Below are 26,608 nucleotides of genomic sequence, written 5' to 3' on the forward strand. Positions count from 1 at the left end.
GCCTAGGGGCGAAGCTCACCCACATGGTGGACGCTGATCACAGCGGCCTCGGCCTCATCACTGGCCGCTAAGTCCACCCAGGCATGGATACCCCAGTCGTGGTTTGCCTGATCATCATCGAAAACCTGCACCACATGCCAGAAACCCGGTTTATCCGCGGGGTTCTTATTCACCCGGAAGAGCTCGGCGGAGCGGGCCTTCGCATCCACGTAGACATCCTCATACTCATCGAAGAAGGCATCCAGGGCATCGCCCCACTGATCGGCACTGGCCCAGACTGAATCCGGATTATGCTCCCGCTCCAGAGCAGCCAGAGCCTCCTCCTTCTCCTGCTGGAACAGCTCGGCCCGGCGGAACATGCCATTGCGCACCAGGACGGAGAAGGCCCGCTCATTCCCGGTGATCCCCGTCGGTGGGGCCGCGGCGTCGTCGTTGTCATGTTTCTGCGCGAGCTCGGCCAGCTTCTCGGGATCATCCCCGGCGGCCAGCCGCTCCCATTCCTCCAGCAGTGAGGAGTCAGTCTGGCGGATGACCTCACCCAACCACTCAGTGAGGTCCTCCAATTCATCACTGACCTTGCCGGTAGGAACTGTCTGGCGCAGAGTCCGGTAGGCATCAGTGAGGTACCTCAGCAGCACGCCCTCGCTGCGGGCCAGCCCATAGAAGTTCACCGCATCGATGAAGGTGAAGGCCCGCTCCACCATGTCTCGGACCACCGATTTCGGCTCCAGCTCATAGTCCCCGACCCAGGGGGCAGCGGTGCGGTAGACCTCGAACTGCTGCTCCAAGAGCTCAGCCAGCGGCTGCGGGTGGGTCAGCTCATCCAGAATCCGCATCCGCTCGGTGTAGTCGACGCCATCGGCCTTCAACTCGGCCAGCCGCTCAGACTTCAGCTTCTTCACCTGGGCGCCGGTGACCTGATACGGGGTGTCGAGAATGGACTCGATCACGCTTATCACATCCAGGGCATAGGTCTCCGACTCCGGATCCAGAAGCTCCAGGGCGGCCACCGCGAATGGGGCCAACGGCTGGTTCAGCGCAAAGTCATCCTGCAGATCCAGTTTCAGATCCACGGTGCGGCCGTCTTCATCGGGTTCATCCAGCTTCTCCAGAACCCCGGCGGCCAACAGCTCCCGCAGAATCTCCAGGGCCCGGCGCTGCAGCTGGGCCTGCCGTGCCGGGGTCTCATCCGAGGAGGTGATCAACCGGCGCATAGCTCGCACGGGATCCTCAGGCCGGTTCAACAGATGCAGCACCATGGCATAGGTGACCCGCATCCTTGAGACCATCGGCTCAGGCTCCGCACCGATGAGCTTCTCAAAAGTCTTCTCACTCCAGGAGACAAAGCCCTCCGGGGGCTTCTTCTTCGGCTTGGACTTCAGCGCCTGAGCCAGCTTCGTCTCATCCCCGGAGTGCTTGGCGGCAAGCTTCCTGGCCGCGGCCTCATTCTCGATCACATGCTCCGGGGCCTGGACCACCACTGTGCCCTCGGTGTCGAAACCGGCGCGGCCCGCCCTACCTGCGATCTGATGGAACTCGCGGGCATTGAGCTGACGAACCCGGCTGCCGTCGAATTTCGACAGGCCGGTCATCAGCACGGTGCGGATCGGCACGTTGATCCCCACTCCAAGGGTGTCGGTGCCGGAGATGACCTTCAGCAGACCCTCCTGGGCCAGCTGCTCCACCAGCCGCCGGTACTTCGGCAGCATACCGGCGTGGTGGACACCCACACCGGATTTCAGCAGCCGGGACAGCGTCTGGCCGTACCCCTTGGCGAACCGGAAGTTCTTCAGCCGTTCACCCAGCAGTTCCCGCTCGGCCTTGGTCAGTAGGTTCAGACTCATCAGCCCACTGGCCTGCTCAGCGGCCGCCCGCTGGGAGAAATGCACCACATAGACCGGGGCCAGCTGTTTTCCAGCAAGCTCCTCGAGCTTATCCACCAGGGCCGTGGTGGAGTACTCGAAGTCCAGCGGGACCGGACGTTGGGCGGAGGAGACGACGACGACGTCGCGCCCGGTGCGCTCAGCGATATTGCGCTCAAATTTGCTGGTGTCACCCAGTGTGGCCGACATCAGCAGGAACTGGACAGGGGACTGGGCCCCGGATCGGCCGCGCAGCTCGATCAGCGGCACCTGCCAGGCCCAGCCGCGGTGGGGGTCGGCATAGAAGTGGAACTCATCCATCACCACTGGCCCCAGATCGGCATCAGCGCCATCGCGAAGTGCCTCATTGGCCAGGATCTCGGCGGTGCAGCAGATGATCGGTGCTTGCGCATTGACCGCGGAGTCTCCGGTGACCATCCCGACCTTCTCGGGGCCGAAGACTTCCACCAGAGAGAAGAACTTCTCCGAGACCAGGGCTTTGATCGGAGCGGTGTAGACGGTCCGCTCCCCGCGGGCCAGGGCAAAGAAATGCGCCGCCAGGGCCACCATGGACTTCCCGGAGCCGGTGGGAGTGGCCATGATGACATGGTTGCCCGCGGCAAGCTCCAGGATGGCGTCCTCCTGGGCGGGGTAGAGGGTGATGCCCCGGGCCTCTACCCAGGAGTTGAACGCCTCGAAAAGCTGTTCCGGATCAGGGGTTCCCCAGCTGCCTGGGACTTCGAGCCTCACCAGCCGCGCTCACGCCACTCGGCCAGTTTGGGCCGCTCCTCGCCGAGGGTTGTGGGGTCCCCATGGCCGGGGTGAATGATGGTGTCATCGTCATATTCGGCAAAGAGGCGAGATTCGACGTCGTCGATCAGCTGCCGGAAATCCTCATCGCTCCAGGTCTTGCCGACCCCGCCCGGGAAGAGGGAGTCACCGGTGAAGATATGGGTGGGGCCGTCCTCCACGGGGTAGACGAAGGCAACAGAACCCGGTGTGTGGCCACGCAGATGGATGACATCCAGAGCGATTCCGTCGTACTGCACTGACTCACCGTGGTGGAGCTTCCGGTCGATGGTCACCGACTTCTCCGCTTCAATCGCCTCGGCATCCTCGACGCCGGCGGCCAGCTCAACACCAGGGGTCTCGGCCAGCTGAGGCAGGGCGCGGATATGGTCCCAGTGCTGATGAGTGGTCAGCACTGCGCGCAGCCCGGGGGAGCAGGGGGTGTCCTGAGCGGAATCACTGAGCATGCCGCGGATCGCCTCGGGATCATCGGCGGCGTCGATGAGCACCTGAACCCCCGATTTCTTGGCGGTGAGCAGGTAGACGTTATTGCTCATATCACTCACGGCAATCTGCCGAACCGTGATAGCGGGCAGGTCGTAGATCAGGGAACTTTCCGGGGCCATGCCGTCCAGTGTATGGTCTCGGCCGGACACGCCGCACTTCGAATATGTGTTCTACTAGCCTAGCGCTTAGACTAGGGTGCGTGTCTGATACCAGAGCTGAAGCCACCCGCATCGTGGTCCAGGGGGCCCGGGAGCACAACCTGAAAAACGTCGGGGTTGAGCTGCCGCGCAACGCATTCATCGTCTTCACCGGGCTCTCCGGCTCCGGGAAATCATCCCTGGCCTTCGACACCATCTTCGCCGAAGGGCAGCGCCGGTATGTGGAGTCACTCTCCGCCTACGCCCGGCAGTTCCTGGGGCGGGTGGACAAACCAGATATCGACTTCATCGAGGGGCTCTCACCTGCGGTCTCCATCGACCAGAAGTCCACCTCGCGCAACCCGCGCTCCACGGTCGGCACGGTCACCGAGATCCATGACTATCTGCGTCTGCTCTGGGCGCGGATCGGAGTTCCCCACTGCCCGGAGTGCGGATCCAAGATCGACCGTCAGACCCCGCAGCAGATCGTCGACCAGGTCCTTGCCTTCGATGAGAAGACCCGCTTCCAGGTCCTGGCGCCGGTGGTCCGCGGCCGTAAGGGAGAGTTCAAAGATCTCTTCCGGGAATTGGCCGGTGCAGGCTTCTCCCGCGCCGTCGTCGACGGTGAGGTTATCCAGCTCAATGACCCACCGACCCTGGAGAAGCAGTACAAACACACCATCGATGTGGTCATCGACCGGCTGGTGATCCGTGACGGAATCCGCCAGCGTCTCACCGACTCCGTGGAGACCGCGCTGAAACAGGCCGATGGTCGCGTGGTCATCGATCTTGTGGACCTCGAGGCCGAGGATCCCGGCAAATACCGGGCCTTCAGCGAGAATCTGGCCTGCCCCAATGAGCATCCGCTGCCGATCGACGAGATCGAACCGCGAACCTTCAGCTTCAACTCGCCCTACGGCGCCTGTGAGACCTGCTCCGGTATCGGCTCCCGACTGGAGGTCGACCCCGATCTGGTGGTCCCAGATGACTCCCTGAGCCTCAACGAAGGTGCGATCGCACCCTGGGCCATGGGCACTGAGACCAAGAAGTACTGGCTGCGGATCATCCAGGGGCTGGCCGATGAACTCGACTTCAGCCTGGACACCCCGTGGAAGAAGCTCTCCGCCAAGGTCAAAAAGGCTCTGCTGCACGGGCGGAACTTCAAGGTCAAAGTCTCCTACCGCAACCGATGGGGACGTGAACGCCGCTACACCAGCGGGTTCGAAGGCGTGATCGCCTATATCGAACGCAAACACGCTGAGGTGGAGTCCGATAACGCCCGGGACCGCTTCGAGCAGTACATGCGGCAGATTCCCTGCCCGGCCTGTGACGGTCAGCGACTGAACCCGGCAGTGCTCTCAGTACTGGTCAACGGGAAGTCCATCGCAGAGGTCGCCCGCCTCTCCCTTGAGGACTGTGCCGAATTCTTCAACGGTCCGGAACTCTCGGCCCGGGATGCAAAGATCGCCGACCAGGTGCTCAAGGAGATCCACGCCCGACTGCAGTTCCTACTGGATGTCGGTCTGACCTACCTCACCCTGGAACGGGCCGCCGGCACACTCTCCGGCGGTGAGGCCCAGCGCATCCGACTGGCAACCCAGATCGGCTCCGGGCTGGTCGGGGTGCTCTATGTCCTGGATGAACCCAGTATCGGACTCCACCAGCGGGATAACACCCGGCTGATCCAGACGTTGACCCGACTGCGGGATCTCGGCAACACCCTCATTGTGGTCGAACACGATGAGGACACCATCGCTGAGGCCGACTGGACCGTCGATATCGGCCCCGGAGCCGGTGAACGCGGCGGGGAGATCGTCCACTCCGGTTCAGTGGAGGACCTGCGGGCCAATGAGAACTCGATCACCGGTGACTATCTCTCCGGCCGGCGCAGTATTGCCATCCCCGAGAAGCGCCGCCCGGTGGATAACAAACGGAAGCTGCGGATCGTCGAAGCCGAGGAGAACAACCTCGACAAAGTCAGCGTGGATATCCCCCTGGGCGTCTTCCTGGCCGTCACCGGTGTCTCTGGATCGGGTAAATCCACCCTGATCAACGAGATCCTGTCCAAAGCGCTGGCCAATAAGCTCAATAACGCCCGACAGGTGCCCGGAAGGCACCGCCGGATCGACGGTGTCGATGAGCACCTGGATAAGATCATCCAGGTCGACCAGAGCCCCATCGGAAGGACCCCGCGGTCGAACCCAGCCACCTACACCGGGGTCTTCGACCATATCCGCAAACTTTTCGCAGCCACACCGGAGGCAAAGGCCCGCGGCTACCAGCCCGGACGCTTCAGCTTCAACATCAAGGGCGGCCGCTGTGAGGCCTGCTCCGGTGACGGGACATTGAAGATCGAGATGAACTTCCTGCCCGATGTCTACGTCCCATGTGAGGTCTGTCAGGGTGCCCGGTACAACCGGGAGACCCTGGAGATCCTCTACAAGGGCAAGTCCATTGCCGATGTGCTGGATATGCCGATCGAGGACGCCGCGGAATTCTTCTCCGCCTTCGCCCCGATTGCTCGCCACCTGAACACACTAGTGGAAGTCGGTCTTGGCTATGTGCGGCTGGGGCAGGCAGCCACCACACTCTCCGGAGGTGAGGCTCAGCGTGTGAAGCTGGCCTCGGAACTGCAGAAACGGTCCAATGGGCGCTCCATCTACGTGCTGGATGAGCCCACCACCGGCCTGCACTTCGAGGACATCCGGAAACTGCTGGGCGTGCTGCAGGGACTGGTGGAGAAGGGCAATACGGTCCTGACCATCGAGCACAACCTCGATGTCATCAAATCTGCCGACTGGCTGATCGATCTCGGCCCCGAGGGCGGCTCCGGCGGTGGTCGGATCATCGCCGAGGGCACTCCCGAGGATCTCGCCGCCGAGCATCAGAAGACCGGCTCCCACACAGGCCAGTTCCTCGAGCCCATCCTGCAGATTCAGTAGAGGCGTTGCTAAGCTCATTGGCGATGAACTCCGCACCAGACACCCCAGATACCACTGCAGTGGTCGAGGGCCGCACTCGGGGCCAAGAGCGTATGCGCCGCATCGGCGGACGCGTGGCTCGGATGCTCTGCCGGCCCACTGTGACCGGACTCAAGAACGTCCCCGAGACCGGCGGATTCATAGTCGCATCCAACCATCTGAGCTTCCTGGACTCGGTGCTCATTCAGGGCATCTTTCCCCGGCCGGTCAGCTTCTTCGCCAAGGCTGAATACTTCACCCAGCCGGGTCTGCGTGGACGAGGTATGCGGTTCTTCTTCGAATCCTTCGGCTCGGTGCCGGTGGACCGGGACAAGCAGTCCGGTGCAGTCGAGGCGCTCTACGGTCTGACCGACATCATCAACGGCGGCCACGGCGTCGGAATCTATCCCGAGGGCACCCGCAGCCGCGACGGGCGGCTCTACCGGGGCAAGAACGGGGTGGGCTGGCTTGCCCTGGCCACCGGTGTGCCGGTGGTTCCGGTGGGTCTGCGCGGCACCCAGAAGCTGCAGCCACCGGATAAGAACATGATGCGTCCGGCCAAATTCGCCATGCATGTCGGAGAACCCCTGCAGTTCGAGAAACTGGGGGAGAAGCACTCCATGAAACCGCGGAAGGAGGCCACCGCTCAGATCATGGACGCCATCGCTGAACTCTCCGGTCAGGAGCGGGTGGACTCCTATAACGCGCGGCCGGCGGACCCCGGTCTGAAGCCGAAAGCCGATGGCTGATCCCGCCAGCTACCGACCCAAACCGGGGGAGATCCCCACAAACCCCGGGGTCTACCGTTTCATCGACCCCCATGGGCGGGTCGTCTATGTGGGCAAGGCTAAGAACCTTCGGGCGCGGCTGAACTCCTACTTCACCTCGGTTCACCAACTGCACCCCAAAACCCACGCCATGGTGCACTCGGCAGCCAGTGTGGAGTGGACGGTGGTCGGCTCCGAGCTGGAGGCCATCCAGCTGGAGTACACCTGGATCAAGCAGCACACGCCCAGGTTCAACATCATGTACCGGGACGATAAGTCCTACCCCTACCTTGCGGTGACCATGAACGAGAAGGTCCCTCGGGTCCAGGTCATGCGCGGGGATAAGAAACCCGGGGTCAAATACTTCGGTCCCTTCCATCCCGCCAAGGCCATTCGCGAGACCGTGGACACGATGCTGCGGGTCTTCCCGGTCCGTTCCTGCTCCCCGGGAGTGTATAAACGGGCCGAAGCCTCGGGTCGGCCCTGCCTGCTGGGTTATATCGACAAATGTGCTGCACCCTGCGTGGGCAATATCTCCATCGAGGACCATCGCAAACTGGCCGAGGAGTTCGTCGATGTCATGGCTGGCCGGCCTGGGCCGCATATGCGCCGGATCGAACAGCAGATGAAAGACGCCGTGGCGGAACTGCGCTATGAGGATGCTGCCCGCCATCGCGATGATCTGGAGGCGCTGCGCCGGGTCTTCGAACGCAATGCGGTTGTCCTGGCTGAGGAGACCGAGGCCGATATCTTCGCCTTCGCCCAGGATGAGCTGGAAGTCTCCGCTCAGGTATTCCACGTTCGGCAGGGCCGCATCCGCGGACAGCGCGGCTGGATCTCCGAAAAGGTCGAAGAGATCGACGAGGCCGGCCTCATCGAACAGCTGCTGCTGCAGGTCTACGGTGCGATGCCCGATGCCGAACGCATCCCGCGGGAGGTACTGGTCCCGGTAATGCCGGAGAACCCCCAGGAGCTGACCACCTGGTTGAGCGAACGCCGAGGGGCGAAGGTCAACCTCCGGGTACCTCAGCGCGGCGATAAAGCCTCCCTGCTGGGTACTGTGAAGGAGAATGCTGACCAGGCTCTGACCCTGCACAAAGCACGCCGATCCTCAGATATCACCACCCGCTCAGCGGCCCTGCGGGAACTTCAGGAACACCTGGATCTGGCAGAGCCGCTGATGCGCATCGAATGCTTCGACGTCTCACATACCGGCGGCCGGAATGTGGTCGCCTCTATGGTGGTGCTCGAGGATGGGTTGCCCAAGAAGAAGGACTACCGGCGGTTCAGCATCCGCGGTGAGGCGGCCCGGGATGACACCGCCTCGATGTTCGATGTCATCACGCGCCGGTTCCGGAAGTACTTGGAGGAATCCGCCAACCTCGATGTGGACGACCCCGGGAAATTTGCCTACCCGCCCAGCCTCGTCGTCGTCGACGGTGGCCAGCCGCAGGTCAACGCCGCACGCCGGGCACTGGACGAATTGGGACTGACTGATATGCCAGTGGTCGGCCTGGCCAAACGCCTCGAAGAGATCTGGCTTCCCGATGACGAGTTTCCTTTAGTGCTGCCACGGACCTCCGAGGCGCTCTACATGCTCCAACGGATCCGCGATGAAGCCCACCGCTTCGCCATCCAGTACCACCGCACGGCGCGGTCCAAACAGATGACCCACTCCGCCCTGGACGAGGTTCCCGGCTTGGGCCCCAGCCGACGGGCCGCCGTCGTCGCTCATTTCGGCTCTGTGGCCAACCTCACCAAGGCGACACCCGAGCAGATCGCCGAAGTCCCCGGCATTGGCCTACAGACAGCTCAGAAGATCCTGGAAACCCTGAAGAAGGAGACCACATAACCGGGTAGAGTCATGACTATGGGCACAGCTGCAGAGGAACTGGCACCGGTCAAACCACCCGAGAATGAACTCCTGGTCATCACCGGCATGTCCGGGGCCGGACGCACCACTGCCTCCCACGCCCTGGAGGATATGGGCTGGTATGTGGTTGAGGGCCTGCCCCCGGAACTGATCTCCACCATGATGGACCTCGTCGCCCGGCACCCGGGCTCAGTGGAGAAGCTCGCCGTGGTCCTCGATGCCCGCAGCCGCGGTTTCTACACCAATATGCAGGAGGGCCTGGCCCAGATCGCCGCCGCCGGCATCACCTACCGGGTGCTCTTCCTCGAAGCCAGCGACGAGCTGCTGGTGCGCCGATTCGAACAGGGCCGCCGCCCGCATCCCCTGCAGAACGACGGGCGCATCCTCGACGGTATCCAGGCAGAACGCGACCTGCTGGCCCCGGTGAAGGACCAGGCCGATATCATCGTCGACACCACCGACCTCAATGTGCATGGCCTGGCCAATGCCATCAACGAACTCTTCAACGACGACGGCCCCATCACCCTGCGCTTGAACGTGATGAGCTTCGGCTTCAAGTACGGGGTCCCCACTGATGCCAATTTCCTGGCCGATGTCCGCTTCATCCCCAACCCGCATTGGGTCCCCGAACTGCGCCCGCTCACCGGTCAGGACAGCAAAGTCCGCGACTTTGTGCTGGTCAATGAAGGGGCAGGGGAGTTCGTGGACCGTTATGTCGAGGCCCTGATGCCAGTGCTGGAGGGCTATCGGCGGGAGAATAAGCATTACGCCACCCTCGCGGTGGGCTGCACCGGCGGTAAGCACCGATCCGTGGCGATCAGTGAGGAACTGGCCAGGCGTCTGGACCAGCTGCCGAATGTGAAGGTCAACACCACCCACCGAGACCTCGGCCGGGAGTAGGACAGCACTGATGAGCCAAGTCACCGGCCCACTGCCCGGCTTACCCTCCCAACCTGTGCCCCCGCCCAGCCGCGGGGGAGTCAGGGTCACCGCCCTCGGCGGCGGCCATGGGCTCTCCGCCACCCTGTCTGCGCTGCGCATCATCGCCGCCGAACACCTCACCGCAGTCTGCACGGTCGCCGACGACGGCGGCTCCTCCGGCAGGCTGCGCCAGGATATGGACGTTCTGCCCCCCGGGGATCTCCGGATGGCGCTGACGGCCCTGTGCGATGACACCGACTGGGGGAGAACCTGGGCCGATGTCATGCAGCACCGGTTCCGCTCCAAGGCCGGTATCAGCGGCAGCCTCGACGACCACGCGCTGGGCAACCTGCTGATCGTCGCGCTCTGGGAGCTGCTCGGTGACCCCGTGGAGGGTCTGCGCTGGGCCGGTGCCCTGCTCGGTGCCCGTGGACAGGTGCTGCCGATGTCCCGGACCCCGCTGACCATGTCCGGCCTCGTCCACCCCACAGAAGAGGGGGAGGGGGAGCCGATCCGGATGTACTCCCAGGCGGAGCTGGCCAAGGCTGGTATGCGCGGCAAGCTCACTGACGTGCAGATCCATCCGGCAGCCGCCGAGGCCTGCTCTGAGGCGGTCAACGCCATCGAACTCTCTGACTGGGTGGTCTTCGGGCCCGGCTCCTGGTACACCTCGGTATTGCCGCATCTGCTGCTTCACGACCTCCGCAACGCCCTCTTTGAGACAGAGGCAAAACGCTGTGTGGTCATGAACTTGAAGCCTGAAACCGAGGAAACTTTGGGCATGTCAGCAGCAGACCACCTCGATGTCCTGGCCAAATACGCCCCGGGTCTGCATATTGACGCCGTCATAGCCGACCCCCGTTCAGTTCCTGAGGCCGAACGCGCAGATTTCGACGCCGCCTGCGAGCGACTGGGTGCGGAGATCACCTATGCGCGGGTACGCAAACAGGACCGCGCCGATGTCCATAATCCATTGCGGCTGGCCATCGCATTCAGCGAGGTGTTCCACGGCTGAGGTACGATGACGCACGCTCTTAGAGCCCCTGACCGCAATGACGACCATCGAACGAGGACCAGATACACATGGCGCTGACCGAATCGGTCAAAGACGAACTCTCCCGGACAGAGGTCACCACGACCTCAGAACGCAAGGCCGAGGTCTCTGCCATGCTGCGCTTCGCCGGCGGCCTGCACGTCATCTCCGGGCGGATCGTCATCGAGGCCGAATTGGACCACGCCGCAACTGCTCGCAGACTGCGCACTGCCCTGCAGGAGGTCTACGGCCACCCCTGTGAGGTCATCGTCGTCGCTGGCAATGGGCTCAAACGCGGCTCCCGCTATGTGGTCCGGGTCGTCCGCGAAGGCGATGCACTGGCCCGCCAGACCGGTCTCCTCGACGGCCGGGGCCGTCCTGTCCGCGGACTTCCTGCCGTCATCGTCAACGGCTCCACCCAGGATGCAGTTGCCGCCTGGCGCGGAGCCTTCCTGGCCCATGGATCCCTGACCGAACCTGGCCGCTCCTGCTCCCTGGAAGTCACCTGCCCCGGTCCCGAAGCCGCCCTGGCCTTGGTCGGTGCCGCCCGCAGGCTCGATCTCATCGCCAAGGCCCGCGAGGTGCGCAATGCCGACCGTGTGGTGATCCGCGACGCCGACTCCATCGCGACCCTGCTGACCAAAATGGGTGCTGCCCAGACCAAGGAGGTCTGGGAGGAACGGCGCAAGCGCCGCGAACACCGTGCCTCGGCAAACCGACTGGCAAACTTCGACGATGCCAATCTTCGGCGCTCGGCCCAGGCCGCTGTGGCCGCAGGTGCCCGCGTCGAGCGTGCTCTGGAAATCCTCGGCGATGAGGTGCCAGAGCATCTCGAATACGCCGGCAAACTCCGCCTGCAGCATAAACAGGCCTCCTTGGATGAGCTCGGCCGGCTGGCCGAACCGCCTATGACCAAGGACGCGGTGGCAGGGCGCATCCGGCGACTGCTGGCCATGGCCGATAAGCGCGCAGAGGAACAGGGCATCCCCGGCACCGAGCACAACGTCACCGAAGAAATGCTCGACTGAGCTAGTCCCGGCGGCGGGGAGACCCCGCTCGCCTCTCGCTCGGCTTACGCCGAGCTTCACGCCTGAAGTCGCCGCTCGCTCCGCTTGCGGCTCACTGACCACTTGTTCATCCATTGGTGAACACTGGGTGTCATGGAACGTCACCCCCTTCTGCGGGGACCCCTCCCGGCATAGGATTGAGGGGAGCGAGGCACTGACCTCGGACATCCCGTCATAAGGAGGAAAGCATGGCTGAATACACCCTTCCTGAGCTTGACTACGACTACGGCGCCCTCGAGCCGCATATCTCGGGCCGGATCATGGAGCTTCACCACTCCAAGCACCACAACACCTACGTCGGTGGTGCCAACACCGCCCTGGAGAAGCTGGCCGAGGCCCGCGAAAAGGGCGACTACGCCACTACCCCCAAGCTGCTCAAGGACCTCCAGTTCAACCTGGGTGGCCACACCAACCACTCCATCTTCTGGAAGAACCTGACCCCCAACGGTCAGGAGCGCCCCGAAGGTGAGCTGGCCGCAGCCATCGACGAGTACTTCGGCTCCTTCGAGAAGTTCCAGGAGCAGTTCACTCAGGCCGCTCTGACCATCCAGGGCTCCGGCTGGGCCATCCTGGCCTACGAACCCATCGGCGGCAATCTGGTCATCGAGCAGTTCTACGACCAGCAGAACGGCATCCCGGTGGCAACCACCCCGCTGCTGATGCTGGACATGTGGGAGCATGCCTTCTACCTCGACTACCAGAACGTGAAGCCTGACTACGTCAAGGCCTTCTGGAACATCGTGAACTGGGACGATGTGGCATCCCGCCTGGAGGCAGCCCGCGCCGGCGCTGCCAAGCTGGTAACAGGGTAGTGTAGTCCCCGGCGGCGCGCACATGTCGCGCACGCCTCTCGTTCGGCAAGGCTTTGCCGAACTTCACACCTAAAGTCGCTGCCACGCTTCGCTGGCAGCTCATTGGGTGTGGAAGAATGGAACCAACTTAACAACTGAACATATTGTTCTCCTGAGAACAACGACGTTATCGGGGATCGGCAGCGCATTGCGCGGCCGGTCCCCGCGTCATTTCTACAGTCGGAAGGAACCCCACCCCATGGCGACCAAGATTGGTATCAACGGATTCGGACGGATCGGGCGCAATGTCCTGCGCGTATTGGAGGACCAGGGGCAGGACCTGGAACTGGTGGCGATCAATGACCTCACCCCAGCCGAAGCCTTGGTCAACCTCACCAAATACGACTCCGTGATGGGTCGGTTCCCCGCAGAGGTCTCCCTCGACGGCGACGACCTGAAGGTCGGCGACCGGCGGATCAAACTGTTCTCAGAGAAAGACCCCGCAAACCTCCCCTGGGGAGACCTCGACGTCGATATCGTCCTGGAGGCCACCGGACTCTTCACCACCCGGGAGACCGCAGGTAAGCACATCGACGCCGGGGCCAAGAAAGTCATCGTCACCGCACCGGCCAAAGGCATCGACGGCACCTTCGTGCTCGGCATCAACGAGGACACCTACGATCCGGCCAACCATTCGGTGATCTCCAACGCATCCTGCACCACCAACTGCCTCGCCCCGCTGGCCAAGGTGCTCCACGAGGAGTTCGGCATTGTCGAAGGTCTGATGACCACCATTCACGCCTACACCGGTGATCAGCGGCTCCATGACGCCCCGCATAACGACCTCCGCCGTGCCCGGGCCGCCGGAGTCAATATGGTCCCGACCTCCACCGGTGCTGCCGCCGCCATCGGCCTGGTCGTGCCCGAGGTGGACGGCAAACTGGATGGATTCGCTGTCCGCGTGCCCACCATCACCGGCTCCGGAACTGACCTCACCGTCACCGTGGAGAAGGACGGTGTGACCGTCGATGAGGTCAATGCAGCCTTCAAAAAGGCCGCCGAGGGGCCCCTGGCAGGCGCACTGGCCTATAACGAGGACCCCATCGTCTCCAGCGATATCGTGGGTGACCCGCATGCATCCATCTTCGACGCACCGCTGACTAAGGTCATCGGCAACACCGTCAAAGTCTTCGCCTGGTACGACAACGAATACGGCTACTCCTCCCGCCTGGTGGAGATGGCCGCCTACGTCGGCAGCAAACTCTGAGTTGGTCCCGGCGGCAGGGTCACCGTCCGATTAGATAGGCTTGGATCCATGAGCGCTAAGACAGTCGATGACCTCCTGGCCGAGGGAGTCTCCGGCCGCACCGTATTCGTCCGCTCGGACCTCAACGTTCCCCTCAAGGACGGTGAAGTCACCGACGACGGCCGCATCCGCGCCTCGCTGCCGGTACTGGAGAAACTCACCTCCGCCGGTGCGCGGGTTATCGTGGCTGCCCACCTCGGCAGGCCCAAAGGACAGTTTGACCCCCAGTTCTCCTTGGAACCGGTGGCTCACCGGCTCAGTCAGCTCACTGATGCCCCTGTCAAAGGCATCGACTCCCAGGAGCCTCTGGCCGGTGAGGCAGCCAAAGCGGCAGTGGCTGAACTTGCTGACGGCGATATCTTCATGCTGGAGAACATCCGGTTCGACCCCCGGGAGACCTCCAAGGAGGATGCCGAGCGCAGCGCATTCGCCCAGGAGCTGGCCGAGCTCACTGGAGAGAACGGGGCCTATGTCAACGACGCCTTCGGGGCCGTGCACCGCAAACACGCCTCGGTCTACGACCTGGCCAGCCGGCTGCCGGCATACCAGGGCGACCTCGTCGCCACCGAGCTGGAGGTCCTGCAACGGCTCACCGAAGCCCCCTCCCGGCCCTACACCGTGGTGCTGGGCGGCTCGAAGGTCTCCGATAAGCTCGCCGTCATCGAGAACCTCATTCCCAAGGCCGATGCCCTGGTGATCGGCGGCGGCATGGTCTTCACCTTCGCCAAAGCCATGGGCTACGGCATCGGTAAGTCCCTGGTCGAAGAGGACAAGCTCGAAACGGTCAAGGGATTCGTGGAACTGGCCCAGCAGCACGGATGCCGGCTGATCTTCCCCACCGATATCGTCATGGCCGCATCCTTCGCAGCCGATGCCGAGCACGAGGTGCTCCCAGTCGATGAGCTGGAGAACGGTAAGCACGGTGACCAGGCACTGGGCCTGGACATCGGACCCGAATCGGCAGAGGCCTTCGCCGCCGAGATCGCCGCCTCCAACACCATCTTCTGGAATGGCCCCATGGGCGTCTTCGAAATGGAAGCATTCGCCTCCGGCACCAAGGCCGTGGCCCAGGCGCTGACCGAGACAGGCGGCTTCAGCGTCGTCGGCGGCGGCGACTCCGCCGCAGCAGTGCGCACTCTCGGATTCGACGAATCCCGCTTCGGCCACATCTCCACCGGAGGCGGTGCCAGCCTCGAGTACCTCGAGGGCAAAGAACTTCCCGGAATCACAGCCCTAGGAGCCTGATATGACTACCCAGAAGAACGGCCAGTTCGTGCGCCGGCCGCTGATTGCCGGCAACTGGAAGATGAATATGGACCATATGCAGGCCATCGCCCTGGTCCAGAAGCTGGCATGGACCCTCGACGACGCCTCCCACGACTACGAGCGTGTCCAGGTCTCGGTCTTCCCGCCCTTCACCGACCTGCGCGGGGTTCAGACCCTGGTAGTAGGCGATAAGCTCTCCCTGGACTACGGCGCCCAGGACCTCTCACCCCAGGACTCCGGTGCCTACACCGGTGATATCCCCGGGGGCTTCCTGGCCAAACTCGGCTGCACCCAGGTACTCATCGGACATTCGGAACGACGCGAAATCCACGGTGAGACCGATGAACTGCTCAACACCAAGATTGATGCCGCACTGCGCCACGAACTGGCCCCGGTGCTCTGTGTGGGTGAAGGCCTGGAGATCCGCGAGGCCGGCAACCACGTCAACCATACCCTGGCACAGGTGGAGGCAGCGCTGAGCGGCTTCTCTGCCGAGCAGCTGGCCGAACTGGTCATCGCCTATGAACCGGTCTGGGCCATCGGCACCGGCAAGACTGCCGGTCCTGAAGACGCCCAGGAGATGTCGGCGGCTATCCGTGAGAAGCTTGCCGAACTGTACTCCCAGGAGTTCGCCGACTCCATCCGGATCCTCTACGGGGGATCGGTGAAGTCCGCCAACGTCGCCGCCATCCTCTCCGGGGCCGATGTCGACGGCGCCCTGGTAGGCGGCGCATCACTGGATGCCGAGGAGTTCGCCAAGATCGCCCAGTTCGAAAAGCACATCACCGCCTGAGAAGTACCTCTGCAGCTACCTGCTAGGCTGGTGGCTGCGCAATTTACGCCGACCAACTCTGTGACGAAAGGCTGTCCGTGACTGCTCTGACTGTCGGGCTTCAGATCATCCTGCTGGTGATCAGCCTCCTGCTGATTCTGCTGATCCTGCTGCATAAGGGTCGCGGCGGCGGTATGTCGGATATGTTCGGCGGGGGGGTCACCAGCTCCCTGGGTTCCTCAGGTGTGGCTGAGCGGAACCTCACCCGACTCACCATCGTGCTGGGCATCGTCTGGGGCCTGATCATTGTGGCCCTGGCCCTGATCATCCAGACCACCGGCTCCTGGTAGAGCCGGTGGCCGGTGAAGCCCCTTAGCGGGGCAGCTCAGCGGCAGCAGCTTCATCCAGGTGCCAGATGGTCTCCTCCGCACCCCGGGCATTGGCTGCGGGGTAGGCACTGACATCAGCACCATCAGCCAGGGCCGAGGCAGCAGCCTCGGCCTTATCCTTACCCGTTACGGCAGTCCATACCCGCCGAGCAGTATGCACGGCATCAAAAGTGAGGGTCACGCGCATCGGCGGGCCGAGCTCCGCGGGGGCATCTGATTCACCAGTGGTGGCCTGACCTGTCACAGCCAGTGCATCCTTGTCCGGAAAGAGACTGTTGATATGGCCATCTGGGCCAACACCGAGCAGCATGACATCGAACTGCGGCATCATCAGCTTCCCATTCGGCCCCTCGATCCCGTGCTCCGGGGAATGGGTCTCCAGCTTCTGGGCGTAGATCTGGGCCCCGGCCTCCGGATGGGCTGCCTCCTCTGAGGTCGGCATCGGGCAAATATTCTCCGCCGGCAGCCCGTGCTCAGCCACCAGATAGTCCAGCAGGGCCCCACGAGCCTGGGTGACGTTCCGTTCGGCATCCCCCTCCGGCAGCAGCCGCTCATCGCCCCACCAGATGAAGACCTTTGACCAGTCCAGCGCTGGGCTCCCAGCACGCAGCAGCTCGGCAACAGCCTCCAAGGTGGCGATGCCCGCCCCACCGCCGGTCAAGGAGACATGAGCTGCACCCCGCTGCTCCACGGCCTCAGCCAGTACGCCCAGCAGCTTCTCGGCAATGCCCCGGGTCACCGCCGGTCGGTCAGCCAGAACCTCGATCTTCGGGTCGGCAGTGGCAGTGTTGATCTGAAGTCCCATGGCACTCATCCTTAGCGGCGTCGTCGTCGGTGAAAAAACTATCTTCCCAGGTCAGCTTAGGAACGCCGGCTCAAGGAATCCTCCACGCCCGGCCATCGCGTGCCAACAGCTGCTGAGCAGAATCCGGACCCCAGGATCCAGGGGAGTAGGGCTCAGGCTGCTCGGACAGCGATTCCCAGCGTTTGATGAAGGGGTCCAGGATCTGCCAGGACAGCTCCACCTCCCGGTGACGGGGGAACAGCGGGGGCTCGCCCAGCAGCACATCCAGGATCAGTCGCTCATAGGCCTCCGGGGACTCCTCGGTGAATGCCCGTCCATAGCTGAAGTCCATATCCACATCTCGGATCTGCATTCCCGTGCCTGGCACTTTGGAGGCCAGACGAAGGGTGGCACCCTCATTGGGCTGAATCCGAATGATCAGCGCGTTCTGGCCGAACTGGTCCTCATCGGCCTCGGTGAACAGAAGATTCGGAGCCCGCTTGAACATCACCACAATCTCGGTCACCCGTTTGCCCAAGCGTTTGCCGGAGCGCAGATAGAAGGGCACCCCGGCCCAGCGTCTGGTCCGGATATCGAGCTTGAAAGCCGCATAGGTCTCAGTGGTGGAATGGGGGTCGAAACCCTCCTCCTCGAGGAACCCGACGACGTCCTGACCGTTCTGAACCCCGGAGGCGTATTGGCCGCGGGCACTGGCGGCAGCCAAATCCTCCGGCACCTGAACAGCCTCCAGCACCTTCTCCTTCTCCCGGCGCAGATGATCAGCATCGAAGCTGATCGGCTCTTCCATGGCTGTCAGGGCTAACAGCTGCAGCAGGTGGTTCTGGATCACGTCCCGGGCCGCGCCGACGCCGTCGTAGTAGCTGGCCCGGCCCTCGATGCCGATATCCTCGGCCATCGTGATCTGGACGTGGTCAATATGCTGGTTGTTCCACAGGGGCTCGAAGAGCCGATTGGCAAAGCGCAGCGCCAGCAGATTCTGGACAGTCTCCTTGCCCAGATAGTGATCGATCCGGAAGACACAGTCAGAGTGGAAGACCCTTTCCACCGCCTGGTTCAGCTCATGGGCGGAGGCCTCATCATGGCCGAAGGGCTTCTCGATGATCACCCTGGACCAGGGGTCCTCAGGATTCCTGGACCGCCGGGCCAGACCGTGGCTGGAGAGCTTCTGGCAGACTGCCTCGAAGGAGTTCGGCGGGATCGAGAGATAGAAGGCGTGATTGCCGCCAGTGCCGCGCTCATCCTGCAGCTCCACCAGCAGTTGGCCCAGGCGCTCATAGGCGGAGTCATCCTCGAAGCCGGTGGCCTCGACGAACCGCAGCCCCTCGGCCAGCTTCTGCCAGACCCGCTCATTGAACCCGGTGCGGGCACGTTCTTGGACGTGGCTGCGGACCTCCTGGGCAAACTGCTCATCACTCCACTCCCGACGGCCGAAACCGATCAGGGAGAAACTCTCCGGCAGCCGTCCCCGGTTGGCCAGGTCATAGAGGGCAGGCAGCAGCTTCTTCCGGGCAAGGTCCCCGGTCACACCGAACATGACCATGGCGCAGGGACCGGCGGGTCGGCCCCCGGCGCCATTGCGGTCACCGGTCAGCGCAGCGGCTAAGGGGTCTCCGTGAGCTGAAGTTCCCATCAGCTCAGTGCAGCCACCGCATCGAGAACCTGCTGCAGACCCGCCTGGCGGTCCTTCAGGTGCAGCTGCAACACAGGACGCCCATGTCCGGCCAGCACTTGGGCATCGCCGTGGGCCTGGGCGCTGATCAGCTGGCTGAGGCTGAAGGGACGGTCTGGAACCTGGATATCCTCGGCTGCCTCGGCGGTGATCTGCAGGAAGACACCGGTGGCGGGGCCGCCCTTATGCAGCTGCCCGGTGGAATGCAGGAACCTCGGTCCCCAGCCGAAGGTCACAGGCCGGCCCGAGACTGCGGCCAGCTGGGGGCGAATATCCTCCAACTGGGACTCACCCAGCCGGTCCAGATACGCCATCACAGCGAGGTATCCGTTATCCGGCAGCCGGGTCAGCAGCGCCTGCAGTGCTTCCGGCACCGAGGCCTGTCCGGAGGACAGCAGAGACTCATCGCCAGAGACCCGGATCTCCACTGCACCATCGGCGATGGCAGTGCCGGACTCCGGGGCCGGGGCCTCGAGGAGACCACGGGCGGCTGCCTTGGCGGATTCCACATCGGGCTGGTCGAAGGGGTTGATGCCCAGCAGCGAGCCGGCCACCGCAGTGGCGAACTCCCAGAGCAGGAACTGGGCGCCGAGGCTTCCTCCGGTGCGCACCACATGGGGGCTGACCACAGTCTCAGCGGGGTCCCCGTCCACAGAGGAACCATCCTCCGCGTCGGGGTCAACGATTTCGACGACGAGCACATCCTCGGCGTCGCGGGTCAGTTCAGGCTCACCATCGGCGACGATTACCGGCAGCACACCGGTGCCCTCTTTACCGGTGGATTCGGCGACCAGCTGTTCGATCCAGGCACCCAGACCGATCAGCGGTGAACCTGCATCAGTGATGACCAGTTTGTCCCGCAGGGGAGAGGTCCCGCCCAGGGCGGCACCAAGCTGCAGGCCCGGATTCGCGGCATCGTCCTCGGTGAGGATCTCATGTGCGGATTCGGCGTCGTCGAGCAGATTCTGAATATCCACTCCGGCCAGCCCCGAGGGCACCAGGCCGAACGCAGTCAGTGCAGAGTAGCGGCCACCGACTGTGGGATCAGCCTCGAAGATGGCCCGCGCACCGTATTTCTGAGCTGACTCTGCCAGGGGAGAGCCGGGGTCGGTGACGATGACCGTGCGCTCATGGGGGTCGATACCGGCCTTCTCAAAAGCCTCGAAGACGATCCGACGCTGGGAATCAGTCTCCACGGTAGAGCCCGATTTCGAGGCCACCACCAGGACAGTGCGGTCCAACTCGGTCAGGGCAGCCCCAACCTGCTGGGGATCAGTGGAGTCCAGCACCACCAGGGGAGCACCTGCGGTGGCGCAGATGACCTCCGGGGCCAGGGAGGATCCGCCCATACCGGCGAGGACCACCCGGTCGACGCCCTCGGCGGCCAGTTCGGCACGCAGTCCTGAGATCTTCTCCACCAGAGGCTGAGAGGCCGCAAAGGGGGAGACCCAGCCCAGTCGCTTGGCCGACTCCTCCTCAGCTGCAGTTCCCCAAAGGGTGTGATCCTTGGCAGCCAGCCGGGAGGCGAACTCGTGGTCCAGCAGACCCGGAACCTGAGCATCGGCGGCTTCGCGGGCAGCCCCACGCAGGGTCAGAGACAGTGAGCTCATGCGTTCCTCCGCAGACCTTCATCGATAGTGGACAGCAGTCCTTCCCAGGACTTTTCGAACTTCTCCAGACCCTCGGCCTCCAGAGTGTCGACCACTTCGCGGTAACGCATCCCGGCGGCGGAGACGCCGTCGAGCACGCGGTTGGACTCCACATAGGTGTCGGTCATCGTGTCGCCGTCGACCTCACCGTGGTCGGCCAGGGATTCCAGAGTTTTCTCCGGCATCGTGTTCACCACACCGGCGGCAGCCAGCTCAGTGACATAAAGGGTGTCGGAGAGGCTGGGATCCTTGGTGCCGGTGGAGGCCAGCAGGAGTCGTTGGGGCCGCCCGCCGCGCTCAGCCAGCAGCAGCCAGCGCTCGGAGCTGAAGGACTCCGAGGCGATCTGGTGGGCCAACCGGGCATTGGCGATCGCTGCCTTCGAGCGCAGCTTCTCGGTTCCGGGCTTACCCTCCTCGGCGGCGAGCTCCAGGCGCTTATCCACCTCGGAGTCCACGCGGGAGACGAAGAAGCTGGCCACGGAGTGGATCTTGGAGATGTCCAGACCATCGGCATGTGCCTTCTCCAGGCCCAGCATGAACGCGTTGATCACCGCGCGGTAGCGCTCCAGGGAGAAGATGAGGGTCACATTGACGCTGATTCCCTGGGCCAGAGTGGCCGCAATGGCTTCGATACCCTCCACAGTGGCCGGGATCTTGATCATGACGTTCTCCCGGCCGACTGCCTCGTGGAGTCGCTTGGCCTCGGCAATCGTGGAATCGGCGTCACGGGCCATCCGGGGATCAACCTCGATGGAGACCCGGCCGTCGACACCGTCGGTGGCGGCGTAGACCCCGGAGAAGACATCGCAGGCTTCGCGCACATCACTGGTGGTGATCTCGAAGACCGCCTGTTCGGCGTCGGCGCCCTTGGCAGCCAGCTCACTGAGCTGCTGCTCATAGGCCTCGCCGTCCTGCACGGCCGATTCGAAGATCGTCGGATTGGTGGTCACACCCACCACATTGTGCGACTCAATCAGCTTGGCCAGGGAGCCGGAGTTCAGCCGCTCCCGGGAGAGATCGTCCAGCCAGATGGAGACACCCACATCGGAGAGGGCCTGTGTATTGGGGTTACTCATATCAAGCTCCTTAGAGGATTTCTTCGGCGGCAGCAGCCACAGCCTCAGCAGTGATGCCGAACTGTTCGTAAAGCGTCTTGTAGTCGGCGGAGGCACCGAAGTGGTCGAGGCCGATAATCCGGCCGGCATCTCCGACATAGGGGTACCAGGTCATCGGGTGGGCAGCCTCGACGGCGACCCGTGCCTTGACCTCGGCCGGCAGCACCGATTCCCGGTACTCGGCGTCCTGTTCGGCGAACCACTCCAGGCAGGGGGCAGAGACCACCCGGGCAGCAATGCCCTTGGCAGCCAGGGACTCACGGGCCTCAACGGCCAGCGAAACCTCGGAACCGGTGCCGATAAGAATCACATCAGGGGTGACCACTGCACCGTCCTTGACCGCCTCGGCAAGCACATAGGCACCACGGGCCACACCCTCAGCGGAGGCGAAGTTCTCGGCATCAGCAGCGCCTGCGCCGCGGGCGAAGGTCGGCACACCCTGACGGGTCAGGGCGATACCGGCCGGACGGTCCCGGCGCTTGAGGATCTCCCGCCACACCAGGGCAGTCTCATTGGCATCGGCCGGACGGGTCACATCCAGGCCGGGGATGGCCCGCAGGCTGGCCAACTGCTCCACCGGCTGGTGGGTCGGACCATCCTCACCCAGGCCGATGGAGTCATGGGTCCATACGAAGATCGAGCCCACACCCATCAGCGCAGCCAGTCGCACCGCCGGACGCTGGTAGTCGGAGAAGATCAGGAAAGTGCCGTTATAGGTCCGCAGTGGAACCGAAAGCTGGACACCATTGGTGATCGCCGCCGCGGCATGCTCACGGATACCGAAGTGCAGGTTCCGGCCGAAGGAGCTGGCCGGGAACTTCTTAGTGGACTTGCCCTCGGGACCGAAGGAGTCCTCACCGCTGATCAGGGTGTTATTGGACCCGGCGAGATCCGCAGAACCACCCCAGAGCTCAGGCAGCACCGGCGCCACAGCGTTGATCACCTTGCCCGAGGCCGCACGGGTGGCAACAGCCTCACCGGCGGGGAACTCAGGAAGGGCATCCTCCCAGCCGGCGGGCAGTTCACCGGCAATCAGCCGGTCGTAGAGAGCTGCCTGCTCGGGATTTTCCTTCCGCCAGGACTGGTAGCTCTTCTCCCATTCGGCGCGGGTCTGCTGGCTGCGTTCCTTGATGGCCCGGGCATGGGCGATGACGTCCTCGTCAACGTGGAAATGCTGCTCCGGATCGAAGCCCAGGATCTTCTTGGTGGCAACGAGCTCTTCTTCACCGAGTTTGGATCCGTGAATACCACCGGTGTTCTGCTTACCGGGTGCAGGCCAACCGATGACGGTGCGCAGCGCGATCAGCGAGGGCTTGGTGGTCTCGGCCTTGGCGGCAGTCAGCGCCCGGTCCAGCTCCTCGATGTCCTCGACGTAGTCACCGGTCTTCAGCCAGTCCACCCGCTGGACATGCCAGCCATAGGACTCGTAGCGGGCCAGAACGTCTTCGGTGAAGGCGATATCGGTGTCGTCTTCGATGGAGATCTTATTGTCGTCCCAGATCACATTGAGGTTGCCCAGGCCCTGATGGCCGGCCAGCGAGGAGGCCTCGGAGGTCACGCCCTCCTGGAGGTCGCCGTCGGAGGCGATGACCCACACATTGTGGTCGAAGGGGGAGTCCCCGGTGCTGGCCTCGGGGTCGAGCAGTCCGCGCAGTCGGCGCTGACCATAGGCGAAGCCCACCGAGGAGGCCAGGCCCTGGCCCAGGGGGCCGGTGGTGATCTCCACACCATCGGTATGACCGTATTCGGGGTGGCCGGGAGTCTTGGAGTCCCAGGTTCGCAGCGCGGCGATATCGTCGATCTCCAGACCGTAGCCGGAGAAGTACAGCTGCAGATAGAGGGTCAGCGAGGTGTGACCGGGGGAGAGGATGAACCGGTCCCGGCCGATCCAGGTCGGATCAGAGGGATCGTGCCGCATGACCTTCTGGAACAGCAGATAGGCCGCCGGTGCCAGCGACATGGCGGTACCCGGGTGGCCGGAGCCGCATTTCTCAACCGCGTCAGCAGCCAGCACACGCAGTGTGTCCACTGCCTTCTTATCGAGATCGGTGAAGATTTCGGTCACAGTCTGTGTCCTCCAAGAGGTGATTTGATTCAACAAAGGGGCTTATTGCGTGAGGCACGCCCTTGTGCCGTAAGAGCCCAGCGCAGTGAACCCTCTCGCTCAAGCCTACCCGGGGTGAGTCTATTCATCTTGTGCTTGCCACGTCATTACTAAAAACTCACAGGCTAGGCGGCGGTGGGTGAGACGCCCAGGGCATAGCTGATCAGTTCCATGCTCCGGTGTTTGATGACCAGATCAGCTTTCTGAGCCAGGGCTGGTTTGGCACAGAAGGCCACGCCGATCCCGGCTGCGGTGACCATATCGAGGTCATTGGCCCCGTCACCGACTGCGACTACCTGATCAGCAGTGATCCCATGCTCGGCTGCCCACTGCCTCAGCCGCTGCTCTTTGACCGCACGGTCCACCACTTCTCCGGTGACTGAACCGGTGAGGGTTCCGTCCTTGAGCTCCAGTGTGTTGGCGTCATAGTCGGTGAGGCCCAACTTCTCGGCCAGCGGCTGCAGGATCTGACGGAAGCCTCCAGATACTGCATAGACAGGCCAACGACGACGCCGGAACGCCTCAATCAGCTCCTCGGCACCAGCTGTGGGGGTCACCTGCTCGAAGGTCTCTTCCAATACTGCCTCCGGCAGCCCGCCCAGGGCAGCGACCCGGGCATGCAGTGACCCCGTGAAGTCCAGCTCCCCGCGCATAGCGCGTTCGGTCACGGCTGCGACCTCTTCGGCCCGTCCGGCATGGGCTGCCAGAAGATCGATGACCTCCTGGTCGATCAGCGTGGAGTCCACATCCATGATCAGCATCGAGGAGGTCTCCGGACGCTGATCGGCGGCCAGGATCGTCGTCGTCGGGCCTTCATCGCCGGCCTCGGGCATCTGCTCGGCGGCGGTCTCCAAGAGGGAATCCAGCCAGTCGGTCCCGCTGGGGTCGTCATAATCGGCCATAGAGACCGACCAGCGCACTGCCGTGACCTCTCCGGTGGCAGTGCTGAACTGCCGAGTTTCGGTGTGGTGGACGGTTCCGCGGCGGGAGAACTCAGCGGTCAGGGAGCGGATCACAGCGCCGTCGAGTCTCTCGGCGGCGATCATGGCACAGGTTCCAGGAGGCAGGTCAGACATAGCGAGTCCTAAGCCTATATGGCCCGGGGGTGTTCGATAGTGTGGCATCTATGACTAACCCACCCACCGTGCTGAATCTCAGCGGCGTCAGTGTGCGCCGCGGCCGGAAAATGCTGCTGGACGATGTGAGCTTCCAAGTTCGGGAGGATGAGCGCTGGGTGATCTTAGGGCCCAATGGGGCTGGTAAGACCACTCTGCTGCAGATCGCCGCGGCCCGGCTGTTCCCCACAGTGGGCAGTGCGGAGGTTTTGGACGAGACTCTGGGTCGGGTCGACGTATTCGAACTGCGGCCTCGGATCGGTCTCTGCTCGAATGCGGTGGCCAATACGATGCCGGCCCATGAGACCGCGCTGAACGTTGTGGTCACCGCAGCCTACGGAGTCTCTGGCCGGTGGCGTGAGGAGTATGAGCGGCTGGATGAGCGCCGAGCCTTCGATCTGCTCAACGCCTGGGGTGTGGGCACAGTCTTCGACCGGCCCTTCGCGACCCTCAGTGAGGGGGAGCGCAAGCGCGTCCAGATTGCCCGGTCGCTGATGACTGATCCCGAGCTGCTGCTGCTCGATGAGCCCGGCGCCGGCCTCGATCTGGCAGGCCGGGAGTCCCTGGTCTCTTCGATCTCAGAACTGGCCGAATGGGAGGGCGCACCTGCCACTGTTCTGGTCACCCACCATCTGGAGGAGATCCCGCCCGGGTTCACCCATGTGCTTCTGCTGCGCGATGGCAAAGTCGTCGAGGCCGGTCCCATTGAGCAGACTCTGACCTCAGAGAATCTGAGCACCACCTTCGATATGCCCTTGGAACTGACAGAACGCAGCGGGCGGTACTCCGCCTTCATGAAGCAGTCCTGATGGAGGCGGTTCTGGACTTCGAGCTTCATGGGCTCGGTATTGGTTTTCTGCTGCTGATTCTGCTGGCTGCGGTCTGGGCCGGTGCGATCAACACTGTGGTCGGTTCCGGGACTCTGGTGACGTTCCCGGTACTGGTGGCCATGGGGGTTCCCCCGGTTTCTGCCACAGTGTCGAATGCGATGGGTCTGATTGCCGGGAACTTCACCGGCGCCTGGGGGTACCGACGCGAGATCGTCCAGGTCAAACCTGTCTTGGCCAAACTGGTCCCGGCCTCATTCCTCGGTGGGGTCATCGGGGCGACCTTGCTGATCACCCTGCCCGAGGAAGTCTTCGGCAAGGTAGCCCCGGTGCTGATTGTGATCTCGTTGATCATGGTCCTGGTCCAGCCGAGACTCTCAGCCTGGGTCAAACGCCGGGCCGCGGAGAACACCGCCGATCCGGACCCAGCGACCCCGCAGCCTGGTGATGATGAGGCCACGGTGGCTCGCAAGGCCGCAGATTCAGTGGGCTGGCCGCTGATCCTGCTGGTGTTCCTGGCCGGGATCTATGGTGGCTACTTCGTCGCTGCCCAGGGGATCCTGCTGATGGCAGTGCTGGGGATCTTTTTGGCCGCATCGATCCAGCAGGCCAATGGGGTCAAAAACCTCCTGGTGGCCTTTGTGAACCTCACCGCTGCGATCAGCTATATCGTGGTCGACTACCTCATGCGCGAACCCGATGACCGGGTCATCCTCTGGGGCTTTGTAGCCATCATCGCGGCGGGCTCAACCTTCGGCGGACTCATCGGCGCCTGGGTCGGACGCCGACTCTCCCCAGTAGTCCTACGCAGCGTGATCATCATCTTGGGGCTGATCGCCCTAGCGGTGATGCTGCGCAACCTCTTCGTATAAGAAGGGGCCCAC

The 26,608-nt window shown here is 63.5% G+C and carries 21 protein-coding genes; 13 read left to right on the forward strand and 8 right to left on the reverse strand.

From position 1 onward, the window contains the following. Positions 1 to 2: 2 nt before the first annotated feature. Complete coding sequence (locus HGQ17_RS00760) at positions 3 to 2,612, reverse strand: DEAD/DEAH box helicase (RefSeq protein WP_324615127.1); 2,610 nt, start codon at positions 2,610 to 2,612, stop codon at positions 3 to 5. Next, the gene (locus HGQ17_RS00765; RefSeq protein WP_168886059.1) at positions 2,609 to 3,277 is read right to left on the reverse strand and encodes an MBL fold metallo-hydrolase; all 669 of its coding nucleotides are present in this window, start codon (positions 3,275 to 3,277) and stop codon (positions 2,609 to 2,611) included. The genes HGQ17_RS00760 and HGQ17_RS00765 overlap by 4 nt, the downstream gene beginning before the upstream one ends. An 80-nt stretch (positions 3,278 to 3,357) precedes the next feature. Here HGQ17_RS00765 and uvrA point away from each other — a divergent pair, with 80 nt between their 5' ends. From uvrA to secG, 11 genes are all read left to right on the forward strand, one after another. After that, positions 3,358 to 6,237, forward strand: a complete 2,880-nt coding sequence (gene uvrA, locus HGQ17_RS00770) for an excinuclease ABC subunit UvrA (protein ID WP_324615128.1) — start codon at positions 3,358 to 3,360, stop codon at positions 6,235 to 6,237. Positions 6,238 to 6,329: 92 nt separating this feature from the next. Further along, positions 6,330 to 7,004, forward strand: coding sequence for a lysophospholipid acyltransferase family protein (locus tag HGQ17_RS00775; protein WP_168886448.1), 675 nt, complete (start codon positions 6,330 to 6,332; stop codon positions 7,002 to 7,004). Next, positions 6,997 to 8,874 carry an excinuclease ABC subunit UvrC gene (gene uvrC, locus HGQ17_RS00780; RefSeq protein ID WP_168886061.1) on the forward strand — a complete coding sequence of 626 codons (1,878 nt, stop codon included), beginning with the start codon at positions 6,997 to 6,999 and terminating at the stop codon, positions 8,872 to 8,874. Before HGQ17_RS00775 ends, uvrC begins: the two co-directional genes overlap by 8 nt. A gap of 18 nt (positions 8,875 to 8,892) precedes the next feature. Then, positions 8,893 to 9,795 (forward strand): RNase adapter RapZ, encoded by a 903-nt coding sequence (gene rapZ, locus HGQ17_RS00785; protein ID WP_229503204.1) that lies wholly within the window; start codon positions 8,893 to 8,895, stop codon positions 9,793 to 9,795. Positions 9,796 to 9,805: 10 nt separating this feature from the next. After that, complete coding sequence (locus HGQ17_RS00790; RefSeq protein ID WP_168886063.1) at positions 9,806 to 10,831, forward strand: gluconeogenesis factor YvcK family protein; 1,026 nt, start codon at positions 9,806 to 9,808, stop codon at positions 10,829 to 10,831. Between the two features lie 68 nt (positions 10,832 to 10,899). Further along, positions 10,900 to 11,877, forward strand: a complete 978-nt coding sequence (gene whiA, locus HGQ17_RS00795; RefSeq protein WP_168886064.1) for a DNA-binding protein WhiA — start codon at positions 10,900 to 10,902, stop codon at positions 11,875 to 11,877. A 227-nt stretch (positions 11,878 to 12,104) separates the two neighbouring features. Beyond that, the gene (locus HGQ17_RS00800) at positions 12,105 to 12,728 is read left to right on the forward strand and encodes a superoxide dismutase (RefSeq protein ID WP_168886065.1); all 624 of its coding nucleotides are present in this window, start codon (positions 12,105 to 12,107) and stop codon (positions 12,726 to 12,728) included. 238 nt (positions 12,729 to 12,966) lie between these two features. Continuing rightward, on the forward strand, positions 12,967 to 13,974 hold the full coding sequence (gene gap / locus HGQ17_RS00805) for a type I glyceraldehyde-3-phosphate dehydrogenase (protein ID WP_168886066.1): 1,008 nt from the start codon (positions 12,967 to 12,969) through the stop codon (positions 13,972 to 13,974). A 48-nt stretch (positions 13,975 to 14,022) separates the two neighbouring features. Further along, entirely contained in the window at positions 14,023 to 15,258 is a 1,236-nt protein-coding gene (locus HGQ17_RS00810) for a phosphoglycerate kinase (RefSeq protein WP_168886067.1), read from the forward strand. Position 15,259: 1 nt separating this feature from the next. Beyond that, on the forward strand, positions 15,260 to 16,072 hold the full coding sequence (tpiA, locus tag HGQ17_RS00815; RefSeq protein WP_168886068.1) for a triose-phosphate isomerase: 813 nt from the start codon (positions 15,260 to 15,262) through the stop codon (positions 16,070 to 16,072). A gap of 77 nt (positions 16,073 to 16,149) precedes the next feature. Beyond that, positions 16,150 to 16,401, forward strand: a complete 252-nt coding sequence (gene secG, locus HGQ17_RS00820; protein ID WP_168886069.1) for a preprotein translocase subunit SecG — start codon at positions 16,150 to 16,152, stop codon at positions 16,399 to 16,401. Between the two features lie 22 nt (positions 16,402 to 16,423). Here secG and pgl read toward each other — a convergent pair whose 3' ends face one another. The 6 genes from pgl to serB form a co-directional block, all read right to left on the reverse strand. Further along, complete coding sequence (gene pgl / locus HGQ17_RS00825; protein WP_168886070.1) at positions 16,424 to 17,245, reverse strand: 6-phosphogluconolactonase; 822 nt, start codon at positions 17,243 to 17,245, stop codon at positions 16,424 to 16,426. Positions 17,246 to 17,315: 70 nt separating this feature from the next. After that, entirely contained in the window at positions 17,316 to 18,785 is a 1,470-nt protein-coding gene (gene zwf, locus HGQ17_RS00830; RefSeq protein WP_229503233.1) for a glucose-6-phosphate dehydrogenase, read from the reverse strand. An 89-nt stretch (positions 18,786 to 18,874) separates the two neighbouring features. Continuing rightward, on the reverse strand, positions 18,875 to 20,524 hold the full coding sequence (locus tag HGQ17_RS00835) for a glucose-6-phosphate isomerase (protein ID WP_168886072.1): 1,650 nt from the start codon (positions 20,522 to 20,524) through the stop codon (positions 18,875 to 18,877). Beyond that, positions 20,521 to 21,639 (reverse strand): transaldolase, encoded by a 1,119-nt coding sequence (gene tal, locus HGQ17_RS00840; protein ID WP_168886073.1) that lies wholly within the window; start codon positions 21,637 to 21,639, stop codon positions 20,521 to 20,523. The genes HGQ17_RS00835 and tal overlap by 4 nt, the downstream gene beginning before the upstream one ends. A gap of 10 nt (positions 21,640 to 21,649) precedes the next feature. Next, complete coding sequence (gene tkt / locus HGQ17_RS00845) at positions 21,650 to 23,743, reverse strand: transketolase (RefSeq protein WP_168886074.1); 2,094 nt, start codon at positions 23,741 to 23,743, stop codon at positions 21,650 to 21,652. 164 nt (positions 23,744 to 23,907) lie between these two features. Further along, positions 23,908 to 24,858 (reverse strand): phosphoserine phosphatase SerB, encoded by a 951-nt coding sequence (gene serB, locus HGQ17_RS00850; protein WP_229503205.1) that lies wholly within the window; start codon positions 24,856 to 24,858, stop codon positions 23,908 to 23,910. 50 nt (positions 24,859 to 24,908) lie between these two features. Between serB and HGQ17_RS00855 the strand changes: the two genes are divergently transcribed. Both HGQ17_RS00855 and HGQ17_RS00860 read left to right on the forward strand, forming a co-directional pair. After that, on the forward strand, positions 24,909 to 25,706 hold the full coding sequence (locus HGQ17_RS00855; RefSeq protein WP_168886075.1) for an ABC transporter ATP-binding protein: 798 nt from the start codon (positions 24,909 to 24,911) through the stop codon (positions 25,704 to 25,706). After that, positions 25,706 to 26,596, forward strand: coding sequence for a sulfite exporter TauE/SafE family protein (locus HGQ17_RS00860; protein ID WP_168886076.1), 891 nt, complete (start codon positions 25,706 to 25,708; stop codon positions 26,594 to 26,596). Before HGQ17_RS00855 ends, HGQ17_RS00860 begins: the two co-directional genes overlap by 1 nt. Positions 26,597 to 26,608 lie beyond the last annotated feature (12 nt).

Origin of the sequence: Nesterenkonia sedimenti, from assembly GCF_012641515.1 — a bacterium.
In the GTDB taxonomy this organism is placed as follows: Bacteria; Actinomycetota; Actinomycetes; order Actinomycetales; family Micrococcaceae; genus Nesterenkonia; species Nesterenkonia sedimenti.

Excerpts from the sequence above, each read along its gene's own strand:
- HGQ17_RS00765 (WP_168886059.1), bottom strand. The coding sequence starts at position 3,277 with ATGGCCCCGGAAAGTTCCCTGATCTACGACCTGCCCGCTATCACGGTT.
- tpiA (WP_168886068.1), top strand. The coding sequence starts at position 15,260 with ATGACTACCCAGAAGAACGGCCAGTTCGTGCGCCGGCCGCTGATTGCC.
- pgl (WP_168886070.1), bottom strand. The coding sequence starts at position 17,245 with ATGGGACTTCAGATCAACACTGCCACTGCCGACCCGAAGATCGAGGTT.
- tal (WP_168886073.1), bottom strand. The coding sequence starts at position 21,639 with ATGAGTAACCCCAATACACAGGCCCTCTCCGATGTGGGTGTCTCCATC.
- HGQ17_RS00810 (WP_168886067.1), top strand. The coding sequence starts at position 14,023 with ATGAGCGCTAAGACAGTCGATGACCTCCTGGCCGAGGGAGTCTCCGGC.
- HGQ17_RS00855 (WP_168886075.1), top strand. The coding sequence starts at position 24,909 with ATGACTAACCCACCCACCGTGCTGAATCTCAGCGGCGTCAGTGTGCGC.
- zwf (WP_229503233.1), bottom strand. The coding sequence starts at position 18,785 with ATGGTCATGTTCGGTGTGACCGGGGACCTTGCCCGGAAGAAGCTGCTG.
- gap (WP_168886066.1), top strand. The coding sequence starts at position 12,967 with ATGGCGACCAAGATTGGTATCAACGGATTCGGACGGATCGGGCGCAAT.
- HGQ17_RS00835 (WP_168886072.1), bottom strand. The coding sequence starts at position 20,524 with ATGAGCTCACTGTCTCTGACCCTGCGTGGGGCTGCCCGCGAAGCCGCC.
- HGQ17_RS00800 (WP_168886065.1), top strand. The coding sequence starts at position 12,105 with ATGGCTGAATACACCCTTCCTGAGCTTGACTACGACTACGGCGCCCTC.
- HGQ17_RS00790 (WP_168886063.1), top strand. The coding sequence starts at position 9,806 with ATGAGCCAAGTCACCGGCCCACTGCCCGGCTTACCCTCCCAACCTGTG.
- HGQ17_RS00860 (WP_168886076.1), top strand. The coding sequence starts at position 25,706 with ATGGAGGCGGTTCTGGACTTCGAGCTTCATGGGCTCGGTATTGGTTTT.
- rapZ (WP_229503204.1), top strand. The coding sequence starts at position 8,893 with ATGGGCACAGCTGCAGAGGAACTGGCACCGGTCAAACCACCCGAGAAT.
- serB (WP_229503205.1), bottom strand. The coding sequence starts at position 24,858 with ATGTCTGACCTGCCTCCTGGAACCTGTGCCATGATCGCCGCCGAGAGA.
- whiA (WP_168886064.1), top strand. The coding sequence starts at position 10,900 with ATGGCGCTGACCGAATCGGTCAAAGACGAACTCTCCCGGACAGAGGTC.
- HGQ17_RS00775 (WP_168886448.1), top strand. The coding sequence starts at position 6,330 with ATGCGCCGCATCGGCGGACGCGTGGCTCGGATGCTCTGCCGGCCCACT.
- uvrC (WP_168886061.1), top strand. The coding sequence starts at position 6,997 with ATGGCTGATCCCGCCAGCTACCGACCCAAACCGGGGGAGATCCCCACA.